Annotated in this window: 15 protein-coding genes and 1 pseudogene; 2 read left to right on the top strand and 14 right to left on the bottom strand. The window is 55.0% G+C overall.

Annotation, left to right across the window (positions count from 1 at the left end):
- Positions 1 to 105: 105 nt before the first annotated feature.
- The 3 genes and pseudogenes from H6B51_RS14535 to H6B51_RS14525 all read right to left on the bottom strand — a co-directional run.
- Positions 106 to 579 (bottom strand): annotated as a pseudogene (locus tag H6B51_RS14535) (hypothetical protein); the annotation flags it as partial.
- 3 nt (positions 580 to 582) lie between these two features.
- Complete coding sequence (locus H6B51_RS14530) at positions 583 to 1,035, bottom strand: hypothetical protein (protein ID WP_204884371.1); 453 nt, start codon at positions 1,033 to 1,035, stop codon at positions 583 to 585.
- A gap of 35 nt (positions 1,036 to 1,070) precedes the next feature.
- A complete protein-coding gene (locus tag H6B51_RS14525) occupies positions 1,071 to 1,628 on the bottom strand; it encodes a TetR/AcrR family transcriptional regulator (RefSeq protein WP_204884369.1) in 558 nt (185 codons plus the stop codon).
- Between the two features lie 340 nt (positions 1,629 to 1,968).
- Here H6B51_RS14525 and H6B51_RS14520 point away from each other — a divergent pair, with 340 nt between their 5' ends.
- Together H6B51_RS14520 and H6B51_RS14515 are read left to right on the top strand one after the other, a co-directional pair.
- Complete coding sequence (locus H6B51_RS14520; RefSeq protein ID WP_204884368.1) at positions 1,969 to 2,319, top strand: DUF2200 domain-containing protein; 351 nt, start codon at positions 1,969 to 1,971, stop codon at positions 2,317 to 2,319.
- A gap of 9 nt (positions 2,320 to 2,328) precedes the next feature.
- Positions 2,329 to 2,499 (top strand): YbaK/EbsC family protein, encoded by a 171-nt coding sequence (locus H6B51_RS14515; protein ID WP_204884366.1) that lies wholly within the window; start codon positions 2,329 to 2,331, stop codon positions 2,497 to 2,499.
- A gap of 247 nt (positions 2,500 to 2,746) precedes the next feature.
- Here H6B51_RS14515 and H6B51_RS14510 read toward each other — a convergent pair whose 3' ends face one another.
- The 11 genes from H6B51_RS14510 to H6B51_RS18500 form a co-directional block, all read right to left on the bottom strand.
- On the bottom strand, positions 2,747 to 3,475 hold the full coding sequence (locus H6B51_RS14510; RefSeq protein WP_207753943.1) for a DUF5714 domain-containing protein: 729 nt from the start codon (positions 3,473 to 3,475) through the stop codon (positions 2,747 to 2,749).
- The gene (locus tag H6B51_RS14505) at positions 3,475 to 3,933 is read right to left on the bottom strand and encodes a metallophosphoesterase family protein (protein ID WP_204884365.1); all 459 of its coding nucleotides are present in this window, start codon (positions 3,931 to 3,933) and stop codon (positions 3,475 to 3,477) included. The genes H6B51_RS14510 and H6B51_RS14505 overlap by 1 nt, the downstream gene beginning before the upstream one ends.
- Entirely contained in the window at positions 3,930 to 4,586 is a 657-nt protein-coding gene (locus tag H6B51_RS14500; protein ID WP_204884363.1) for a Vat family streptogramin A O-acetyltransferase, read from the bottom strand. Before H6B51_RS14500 ends, H6B51_RS14505 begins: the two co-directional genes overlap by 4 nt.
- A 13-nt stretch (positions 4,587 to 4,599) precedes the next feature.
- Positions 4,600 to 5,058, bottom strand: a complete 459-nt coding sequence (locus H6B51_RS14495; protein WP_204884362.1) for a flavodoxin domain-containing protein — start codon at positions 5,056 to 5,058, stop codon at positions 4,600 to 4,602.
- Positions 5,055 to 5,771: an SDR family oxidoreductase gene (locus H6B51_RS14490; protein WP_204884360.1), complete on the bottom strand. Its 717-nt coding sequence runs from the start codon at positions 5,769 to 5,771 to the stop codon at positions 5,055 to 5,057. The genes H6B51_RS14495 and H6B51_RS14490 overlap by 4 nt, the downstream gene beginning before the upstream one ends.
- Positions 5,772 to 5,839: 68 nt before the next feature.
- Complete coding sequence (locus tag H6B51_RS14485) at positions 5,840 to 6,463, bottom strand: alpha/beta fold hydrolase (RefSeq protein ID WP_204884359.1); 624 nt, start codon at positions 6,461 to 6,463, stop codon at positions 5,840 to 5,842.
- A gap of 27 nt (positions 6,464 to 6,490) precedes the next feature.
- Positions 6,491 to 6,808 (bottom strand): TIGR04076 family protein, encoded by a 318-nt coding sequence (locus H6B51_RS14480; RefSeq protein ID WP_204884358.1) that lies wholly within the window; start codon positions 6,806 to 6,808, stop codon positions 6,491 to 6,493.
- On the bottom strand, positions 6,805 to 7,215 hold the full coding sequence (locus H6B51_RS14475) for a peptide deformylase (RefSeq protein ID WP_204884356.1): 411 nt from the start codon (positions 7,213 to 7,215) through the stop codon (positions 6,805 to 6,807). Before H6B51_RS14475 ends, H6B51_RS14480 begins: the two co-directional genes overlap by 4 nt.
- A gap of 82 nt (positions 7,216 to 7,297) precedes the next feature.
- Positions 7,298 to 8,869: a hypothetical protein gene (locus tag H6B51_RS14470; protein WP_204884355.1), complete on the bottom strand. Its 1,572-nt coding sequence runs from the start codon at positions 8,867 to 8,869 to the stop codon at positions 7,298 to 7,300.
- Positions 8,862 to 9,569: an ABC transporter ATP-binding protein gene (locus H6B51_RS14465; RefSeq protein WP_204884354.1), complete on the bottom strand. Its 708-nt coding sequence runs from the start codon at positions 9,567 to 9,569 to the stop codon at positions 8,862 to 8,864. Before H6B51_RS14465 ends, H6B51_RS14470 begins: the two co-directional genes overlap by 8 nt.
- Before the next feature lie 742 nt (positions 9,570 to 10,311).
- Positions 10,312 to 10,464: an S-layer homology domain-containing protein gene (locus tag H6B51_RS18500; RefSeq protein WP_418055075.1), complete on the bottom strand. Its 153-nt coding sequence runs from the start codon at positions 10,462 to 10,464 to the stop codon at positions 10,312 to 10,314.
- Positions 10,465 to 10,680 lie beyond the last annotated feature (216 nt).

Here is a 10,680-nt window from a genome sequence, read left to right as displayed (position 1 = left end):
TCTGGTGCTGAATCTCCGCAGGATTCAGTGCGCCCTTTTGTGCCTGCTTGCAGGTTTGCTCGTCATTTTCTGGCCCCAGAAAAAATTGGCGGTTGTTCAGTAGACATTACGGTAAAAGAGCACGATCACCAGCAGACCCAGCAGAGCGAAGGGGATATTACGCCAAATTCCCCAGGAGAGGGGACTGTCGGCGCTGAGCCACTGATTCTGGGGCATCATGCACAGCAGGATTCTAAGACCCGCCAGGAGATATACTGCGGCGGTCAGGCCGCCCAACCCCTTGACGCGGTACCGCTGCCGCCACACGTAGTAGAGCAGGACGTAGAATATAGTCATGGTGACAGAGGTGATCCACTTGCCCAGGCCCAGGGGGATTATGTAGTGTTCCAGACCGGTGGTGCACAGGGCCACCGCCCTTGGAATCAGATGAAAGGCGTCGCCAGCACCCAGTACCACCGCCATGACGCCAAAGAGGACAAACTGGCGATCTCCCTTGCTGCCCCGGATCATCAGGATGCCAATGGTAATGACTGAAATGTGGTATACGGCGTCAAACAGCGTTTCCGTAATCGCCTGCACGGTTTAGTCTCCTTTTTGCTCCAAAGTGTTATGTGCGGTGACTGAGGCATAAACCGCCCTGCCATAGTTGTGGCCGAACAGCAGACCAGCCAGCAGAAGGGCCGCTCCCAGGCCGGTATAAAAGACGGCGATGAATCGCTCGGGCGCAAGTCCGCTCATCCGCAGACCGATGCCGCCGGTCATCATCACCGCCATGATGGCAAAGGCTTTCCCGTCAAAGAAGTTCAGGAAAAAGTGCCGTTCCTCTTTATAGGAGTTAATCCTGGCGGTGTGCTTTTTCACCAACTTCCCAAAAATAAATCGCTGAAACACGGCAAAGACCAGTGCGGACAGCAGGAAGTTCAGTACTGTGAGGAAGGCGGGATAAGCCAGTAGGCCGATGCGGAGGATGTTGAACCCCGCGGCGCTCCACACCAGGCAGGCCAGAAGAAGCAAGGTATTCCGTTTTACTTTCATAGGATTTCTCCTTTTTCAGATACAACGTCCGAAGCTCAATAAAGTGTCCTGCGGACAAGCTCCAGCACAGTTGAGGAGTCGTAATCCTGCCGAAGCAGCGCCGACAGCATCAGGGAGAACAGCAGGTCTGCGCATTGTTCCTCCGTGAACGCTTCGGTAAAAGCGTCCGGTCGCACCTTGGTATCCCTGTGCAGGACGGAGCGCAGACCGTCAGAAATGTGTTGCCAGGTCTGCCGCATCCGCTGTTGCCCATCGGACTTGTCTTCTCCAAGAAAGCCCAGAGAGTGAAAAGTGAAAAAGCCGGGGTACTGCTTGTTGCCGTATGCCATTCTCTCATACAACCAGGCGATGCAGGACAAGGTGTCCCGAAATGGGGTTTGGCCCTCCGGGAGGTGGAAGATTTCCCGCCAGACGCTTTCCACGATGGCGCCCATCAGGGTGGCTTTGGAGTCATAGTAGTTGTAGATGGAGCCAACCGATACGCCGCAGGCCGCCGCCACCGAGCGGATACTGACCGCGGACCATCCGGCCTGTCGAATCAGTTCCCGGCTGGTCTCCAGGATCTCTTCTTTTGATGTGACAACGGTATTCATTCCATCACCCACCTCAATATGAACAATGTTCATTATAAGGCTTTCCGTTTCTGTGTCAAGGGTTATTTCTCCACGTGAAAATCTTGACCCTATGCGGTCCGCAAGTATAAATAGTCCTGACGATGGGAACACCATGATCTTTGCTCTGACGGAGGCTACCGCAACGTTATCCTCCTTCACCAAGCCCAGCTACACCGTTACTTTCTGAGCTATTCGGACAAAGGCGGCGCCGCGATTCACGGCGCCGGCTTTGTCGTGCCTGCTGGAACGAGCCCCTTGCGGTTGTCAGGGGCGGAGGGATATGATATCATAGAATCATCCATTTCCGGGAGGTGTCCCTATGCCGCGCGCCGATGTAAGTCAGATGCCCTTTGCCAAACTCTACCCTCTTCTGGTGGGGAAGGCGGAAAAAAAGGGTCGAAGCAGAGAGGAGGTGGACCAGGTCACCGCCTGGCTCACCGGATACACGGTGGAGGAGATCGCCCGGCTGGAGCGGTCCCAGATCAGCTATGGAGACTTTTTCCGGGAGGCCCCAGCCATGAACCCCAACCGTACCCTTATTACCGGAAAGGTGTGCGGCATCCGGGTGGAGGAGATTGAAGACCCTCTTATGCGGGAGTTCCGATATCTGGACAAGCTGGTGGACGAGCTGGCCAAAGGAAGGGCTATGGAGCGAATTCTAAGAAAATAGGGCGCAGCTATGAATAAACAGGAGATTTCATCTCTTTTGGAGGACGGTCAGATCTGGTATGAGGTGACGGAGCACGAAGCTGTTTACAATATGGCGGAGGTGGCCCGAATCCAGTTGCCTTACTCTGAGGTCAACGCTAAAAACCTCTTTGCCCGGAACGATAAAAGCGGGTGGACTTGAAGGTATTCCGGCAGCAGAACCACATTCCCGCCTCCTGAACTTTGCTCCGACAGACGATCTGATGGATCTTATGGGCCTGATTTTCGCCTGCTTTCTGATGAAGGGTCTGGAAGACCAGGAGCTGCTGCTTTGGTGGCTTTTGTGGCTCTGTGCGGCACAGTCTGCCTTGCCATCTGTCAGCATCGGGAGAGCAGTAGGAATAACAAGACCGACCGGAGCTTCCACTGGAAGCTCCGGTCGGTCTTTCTCAGAGCCGTTTCAATTTGACGGATAGTGGGGGATAGTTTGAATTTCTGGCCGATGAAAACGGACAACGCCCGCCGATGCACTGGTTGTTCCGGTTGCTGTGGGAGCAGATGGGGACGGTATGCTCCATTTCCACCCCCAGATGTGCTTGTACAAAGTCCACGGCGGCCAGAATGGCCAGGAAGGAATCCCGTTTGCAGCAGCGGGGGCCGCCCACCTTGCCGATGCTGTCCAGAGCCCGGGCGGTCATCTGATTGCTCAGCCCCCAGGGCTCACCAGCCAGGGGTGTGGACTGGGTGGCAATGGCCAGGAACTGCCCCGCACTGATCCCAGCCCCGCAGGCGCCCCAAAAGCCGCAGGCGCCGCCGGGCACTGCTTTGCCCCGGCTGTATATCTCCCGAAGGGCCGGTTCCAACGCCAACTGCCCGCCGGCATTTTTGTAGGCGGTGAGCAGAGCTGCCCCTACCATCACGTGGTGCTCCGGGCCGTGCATGTGGCAGAAGGGAAGTGCCATCATTCGCTGGACAATGGCAACAGGGTTGGCGGAGGTCTCGGAGAGACACAGGCCGAAGATGCTGTCCATACCCTGGGTATGACAGTCGCTGCACACATAGTGTCCCTTGACGCAGCGGGCCTTGCTGAGCTCCTGCTTATGGCAGATGGCGCACTCCATAACCTGGTCATGGGTCAGGTATTCCAGGGGCGCCTTACAGATCAGACATTCTTCCATTATTTTACCTCATGAGGGATGGTGATTTTCTCCACGGAAATATTTCCGCCCGTGAGTTCCGCCAGCATCATGGTGATCTCCTGATGGAACCGGCGGGGGCCGCAGGAGCCGGGGTTGAGCCAGAGTATACCGTCCTTCTCTTCCTGCCCATACTTGTGGGAGTGGCCGAACACCACCACATCCACGCCGGTCAGGTCTGCCGGCAGATCCTTTTTGTTGTGGACCAAATAGAAGGTCACGCCCTCCAGGGTTACGGTGAGGTGATGGGGGATGGCCTCTGCCCACTCCTTGTCGTTGTTGCCCCGGACCACATAGAGCGGAGCGTACTGTCGCAACTGGTCCACGATCGCCTGCTTATTGATGTCGCCGCCGTGGAGAATGATGTCGGCGATTTTCAGGTGCTCCGCCACCTCAGGCCGCAGCAGGCCGTGGGTGTCGGAGAGAATGGCGAGCTTCATGTGGGTTCCTCCCGTTCCAGAGCGATATCGTGGATTTTTGACAGGTCGCCGCTGCACAGGGCCTCGAGATTGCGGAAGATTTGTTCCGGGGCCCAGTCCCACCACCGGAGCTCCAGCAGGTAATTGGTCAGCTCCCGGTCAAAGCGGGGACGGATCACCCGGCAGGGGTTTCCCGCCGCTACAGTGTAGGGCGGGATCGGGCTGGCCACCACGGAGTTGGCCCCGATAATGGCCCCGTCCCCGATGTGCACGCCGGGCAGGACGGTGACATGCTGTCCGATCCACACATCGTTGCCCACCACGGTGTCCCCCTTGAGGGGCAGCTGGTCCAGAGTGGGCGCGCTATTCTCCCAGCCGTGGGCAAAGATGTTAAAGGGATAGGTGGAGACCGAGGTCATGCGGTGGTTGGCTCCGTTCATCACAAACTCTATCCCCTTGCCAATGGCGCAGAATTTCCCGATGATGAGCCTGTCTCCAATAAAGTCATAGTGGTGGGTTACATGGGCCTCAAAATCCTCGCCACCAGTGGCGTCATCGTCATAGTAGGTGTAGTCGCCCACCTGAATATTAGGACGGGTGATAATATTTTTAATGTAGCAAAGACTGGGGATGCTCTCGTTGGGGTGGACGGCGTTGGCATCCGGCCCAAACATGGAATCTCCTCCTTTATTCTAAGGAATGGTGTGTCTGGATCTCCCGGTAGAATTTGCGGGCGTTGTCCAGGTCCCGCTGGTCCGGGTGGCCCTTGGCGATGCCGCCTACCAGCTTAAAGGGACCAAAGGTGTCGTAGCCCTTACAGCTGTATTCTCCCAGCACTGGGCAGCTTCTTTCTCTGGCAATCTCCGCCACAGCCTTCGGTCCGGTACCTTTGGCCCCGCCGTAGGTGTAGACGAAGAACACCGGCTTGCCCTGGGGCAGGTATTGCCGGGCAAACTCCACCACGGCCTTTTGAAATTCAAAACCGTAAATACCGGAGGCGAAGCCAACACAGTCGTATGCCTCCAGTCGGACAGCCTGCCGGGCGGTCACATCGATGAGGTCCACTTTGCCCTCGCCCGCCATGGCCTCCAGAACCTTCAAGGTGTTTCCGTGATGGCGGGAGTAGTAGCAGATGGCGGTTTTCATAAAGGGTTTCCTCCTTGCAGAGTCCAGCCAAAGTCGTTGTGGTAGATCATCTGGCGGGTCATGCCGCCGTCGATGCAAATGTTTTCTCCGGTGAGAAAACCTGCCTTATCTGAGCAGAGATAGAGCGCCATATTGGCGATGTCCATGGGGGTGCCCACCCGGCCAGCGGGTTGCTGGACGGCATCAGGGCCCTCGTAGACGGTGTAGTCGGTATCGATCCAGCCGGGGGAGATGGAATTTACCCGCACCCTGCCCCCGAGGCTTACTGCCAGAGCATGGGTCAGGGCGGAGATACCTCCCTTGGCTGCCGTGTAGCTCTCGGTCTGGGGCTGGCTCATCCGGTCCCGGGAGGAGGAGATGTTTACGATGGCAGCCCCGGGGGCGAAATAGGGGGCGAAGAGCTTGGTCAGGTAGAAGGGGGCGGTCACTCCCACCCGCAGGGCGTAGTTGAACTCCTCGTAGGAGCAGGCGTCGATGCCCTTCATCAGGGGCAGGGCGTTGTTGATGAGATAGTCCACGTGGCCGTGATCCTGGATGACCCTGGCGGCAAAGTCCTCTAACACGGTCTGGTTGGCCAGATCCCCCACATAGTAGTCGTTGGGCAGCAGGTCAATGATGCATACCGTCGCCCCTTCCTGGCGGAACGCTTGGGCGATGGCTCTGCCGATGCCTTTTGCGCCGCCGGTGACAACGGCGACTTTTTGCTCAAACATGACGGAGCCTCCTGTTATTTTTGATGATTTTCCGGGGATACTCCTTGCTTTTGTGCCTGAAATTATGATTATATCCGGGTGTAGAAGGCTTGGAGTAGGGAAGCCAAATTTTCCGGTGCCTCCCGATTGAGTTCGTGGCCGGCGCCTTTTAGGATGTGAAGTTCCGCTCTGTTCAGAAGCTGCGCCAGCTCTGTGCATGCCTGCTTGTTTGCCCGGTCCCGGCTCCCACAGAGCACCAAGGTAGGGCAGGAGATGCGGGGAAGTATCCCGCTGAGATCCAGCTCCATCATACTGCCACATAACTGGATCAACTGGTGCTTTGTAAAGCCTGCCTTCCGGAACATGAAACCAGGCATAAGACGGAATAGCGTGTTCTGGAGCCGTAGCAGTTGCTTTGGCATCCTGTACTGGGGGGCAATGAGGACCAGAGCACCCACGCGCTCGGGATGTTGCGCGGCGTAGTGGAGCGCCAGTATGCCCCCAAGTGACAGGCCGCAGAGAGTCAGCGGTGCGTTCAGGTCATTACAGAAGCGGGAGAAGGCGCGGAAGAGGGCAGGGTAAGAGGACGATTCGGCGGATATCAGTTCGGTCAGGTCGGGACACACACAATCCGACTGGGCATCCAGCAGACGCAGAACCGGCTCCCAGTTGGCCGGAGTTTGCCCCAGGCCATGTATATATACCTGTTTCATGGACAGAGTTCCTTCCGTGGATTCTGCTCAAACTATCGCGTCCTCGTCCAGAGCCTCCACCAGAAAGCTCACCGGGCGAAAGCCGTCGTTGCAGGAGAGCATGGCGGATTTTGGATTCTTCATCCAGCCGTCATAAAAATTCCCGCCCCCATGGCTTAGGGCCAGTACAAAGGGGGAGAGGGTGTCCCAGGCGCTCTGGCAAAAACCTTCCGGCTTCTCCCAGCCGTTGGCGATAAACACCTGCCCCATCTCCATGTTACAGGCGTGGGCGATGGGGTTTTCATATTGGGCGATCAAGTCCTCATACCGGGCGATGCGCATAACGGTGATTTTGCATTTTTTCATATGAGAATGCCCTCGCAGTGGTCGATCTCATGCTGGATGATCTGAGCTGTCCAACTGGTGAAGGTTTTCAGCCGTTCCTGGAACTTCTCGTTCTGCCAGCGCACTTTGATGGTCTTCCATCGCTTGGCCGGGCGGGTGCCGGAGAGTGAGAGACAGCCCTCTTCCACGCGATAGGGCCCGGACTGCTTGACGATCTCCGGATTGAGCATGACCATATAGGCCCCCTCGTTGTCGAAAGCGATGATGCGCTTGTTGATGCCGATCATATTAGCGGCCATTCCAACGCATCCATCCTTGTGGTGTGCCAGGGTCTCCAGCAGATCAGCGGCGGTTTGCAGGTCTTCGGCGGTGGCGGGTTCCGCTTTTTGGGACAGGAAGATCTCATCTTTGCAGATATCACGGATCATATTGATTCACTCCTCTTGTCGCGCCCGTCTGTTGTTTTCGGGGTCACGGTGGCTGCTTCTTAAATGCCTGTTTTTGGGCTGTTTATGTGCGCAGACGGAAGGTCTTGGGCGCGAATTTGTACACCAGGACGCAGGCGATCACGGAATACAGCAGGCAGAAGGCAATACATGCAGCGCCGAATACCAGGATGGGCAGCCGTAGGTTCATCATGGCGTAACACGCTATATAGGTCAGGATCATGACGATGCGGTAGGTCCCGCTTTTCATCTCTGTCCCTGCCGTATAGGGTTGCAGTAAATAGTAGACGGTGAGATAGTGGATGGAGAAGAACAAGCTCATGGACAAAATGGAGACCAACAGCACCACATAATCCAGGGAATTGTTCGTTCCACCGGAGACAAAGAGAATCAGCACCAGGCCGGTGCCGATAACCAGGGCGGGCACGGCGTTGATCTTCATGATCTCCCGCAGGCGGATCTGGAACAGCTTGAGCACATAGCCAGGCTGCTTATAGAAGGAGTAGGTGAGCAGGCTGTGGTCACAGTTCATGAACAGCGCCCTGGTAAAGCCGGTGCCCCGGTTGATCATGTACATGATGAACGCGAAATAGGGCAGCCAGGTCATTACCATCTCATTGATTTCTCCTCTGGTTCCGGGGCGTAGAATCATGAGCAGCAGGACGCCGCAGCTGAGGAGCGCACAGACCTGGGCGATCCGGAGGGCGGATTTCCATAAGATCTTCCGGTGCCGCTTGATGAACAGCTCATTCAGGTACTCAAAGCCCCTTTTCTGGCTGCTGATGGAGGCGTCGGTTGAGATGGCCTTCTCACTGACGGTTTTGGTGGCCTTTTTCATGGCGTCCATCTGGGTTACTACCTGGGAGAGCAGTTCTTGGTTGAACTCTCGATAATAACGAAAGTTCGACACATGCCGCAGGCTCACAAGCCCCGCCGGGATCCAAATCAGAAAGAGAACGGCCGAAGCCTCTGTAGGCAGCACATATCCCAGCGCGGGAGGCAGATAGGCCAGGGCCAGCAGCAGGCCGGTTAGCATCCAGGCGTACTTCTGTAGCTTATTCTCGTTGCGTACATAGCCATATTTTTCATAATCCCTCAGGGAGAAGGCGGTCACCGTCAGTTTGGCTCCCGCCACGCAGAAGGGCAACAACAGGCAGAGCCAGAGGGGAACGCCCCGGCGCAGTCCGAACAGTAAAGTACAGGGCAGAAACCCAACCATGGTTTTCAGCAGGGCGTAGCCGTAATTGACCAGAGTGTAGGATCGGGCATTCATTCGCAGAAGGATCATAGCGTAGTACTTGTCCCGGGTAGGGTTGAAGACGTTGGTGTTCATGTAGGAACCCACCAGAGTGAGAAACAGCAGGATGTGCAGGAAGGACAAGGAAGCGGGGGCGTTTTCATAGAGTAGCCCTACGCCGCAGATCATGGTAAAAAAGTAGAGGAATTTGAACAGGAAGATGGTAACCAGTTCCCACAGCACCGACAGTACATTGGCAAAGAACTTGAGTCCTCTGATCCGATATAGCGTGGCAGGGAGGAGGCGCTTCAGGAATGGGATCTGTTTCAGGGAGTAGAGGATGCCGTTGACCCGGTAGGTATTCTTCAGGGAGAAGGATAGGCGCAGTGTTTTAAGCATATGTCTCCTCTCTCAGTGCGGAAATAATTTTTTCCTTGAACTCCTGGTCATCCAGGTTGGATTTCTCCACCGCCTCCAGCTCGCCATGGCTGAGCAGTATAATCTCGTCGCAGAGATCCAGGGCCAGATCCAGGATATGAGTGGAGAAAATGGTGATCCTGCTATCCTTAAGGGAACGGAGCAACCCTTTCATTTCCTCCGCTACCACCACGTCCAGGGAGGTCAGAGGCTCATCAAGCAGTAGGAGCTTGGGCTGGGCGATTATATTGATGAGCATTTGCATCTTGTTCTTCATGCCGTGGGAATAGTCTTTCATGAGTTTGTCTCGGTCTTCCGGCGCAATACTCACCATATTGAAATATTCGTCCAGGGACTTGGAGGCCTGCACGGAGGTTTCATTGATATCCAGAAAGAACTTCAAAAATTCCCGCCCGGTGAGAAATTCAGGTACAGTGGGAGTGGAAAGCACATAGCCGATGTCCTCAGCCGTCACATCTCTGCGGATGCCGTCCTCCTCCAGAGAAAAGGTCCCGCTGTCGGCTTTGAGATCCCGGTTCAGACAGTTAAACAGAGTGGTTTTGCCAGCGCCGTTGCGGCCCAACAGACCGTAGATCTTTCCATCCTCAAAGGTAAAGTGGATATCCTTCAAAACCTCTTTCTGCTCGAAGCGCTTGGAGAGATGCTCAATGATAAATTTCATAAGGTCCTCCTTATGCCATCACATTCCCGGAAGAGGGAAGAAAAGGGCCCTGCGATCCTCTGTCGCTGGGATAGGCTGCCGCAGGGCGTAAAAAGTCCACCATCAAAATGCCCGCATCTGCCTGCGGACGTGGCTTCCCCACGGATAAACAGACGATTTTGTGGGGAAAAGCATACTTTTAACGGCTGTGCTGTTCGCTTCATTTTTGGCTCCATTCGGTTGCCGGACCGGGATCGGATGGCGGCGCGTGATCCCATGGGAAAGGAAAGAAACATTGTTTAGACTTCTGTTCCATCATACATAATCTGTTGGGAATTATCAACTAAAATTTTGACCTCTGACTGGCAAGTTGGAAACCTGCGACAGTCTGTCCTGGGAGGGTGTTGGCAAGGAGTAGATCTGTCTGAACATTGGCAATTTAGTTCTGCGCATGAGAAGGGCCCTCGAATAATGTAAAGTAGTTTAGCTTTAAAAGAAACTAGGTCATATATCTGGAAATAAGTTTCTATTTATAATGAAAGTTATAGTTTTTGGCACAATATTAAACATAAAATAAAGGTGAATAGTAAAAATACCTTACAGCGTTGATGGGGTTGTTTCTGTGAGCGATACTGTCTGTGCTTCCGATACTTACTGAAGGCTCTCAAAATCAGAGTGAACAGGACCGCCGTTCGGCTAAGCTCAGACGGCGGTTCTGTTTAGCTCAGACCGGGATTTTGATAGCACCCGGGAGGAACGGACTTTAGAGGATCAACTTGGCGAACCGTACCAGCATGGTGGCGGCTTCAGCTCGGGTAGCCTGCGCCTGAGGCGAGAGGGTGCTGCCGTCACCGGTACCTGAGATAACGCCTGCGCCGCAGGCCCACTGTATAACGGAAACGGCCCACTCGCTCACATCAGCGGCGGTGTAGGAGAGAATGTTACTGTATCTGTAGAGAGATGAAAAATGTGGAGTGTGCAATAGACACTCCACATTTTTTCAATATTCAGGATGCTTTATAAGTAAGCGCTCAACGACCACCCACCTTCCGTATCCCTCGAAAATGTGAGACAATATCCCAAAACTCAAAAAGCTGACAGTCAGTTTTTTAAGACTTCACATCAGGAGGAA

The sequence above is a fragment of the Pseudoflavonifractor phocaeensis genome (genome assembly GCF_016901955.1).
Lineage (GTDB): Bacteria > Bacillota > Clostridia > Oscillospirales > Oscillospiraceae > Flavonifractor > Flavonifractor phocaeensis_A.
Note: the sequence above shows the minus strand (reverse complement) of the source record. Positions and strands in the feature narration are given on the sequence as shown.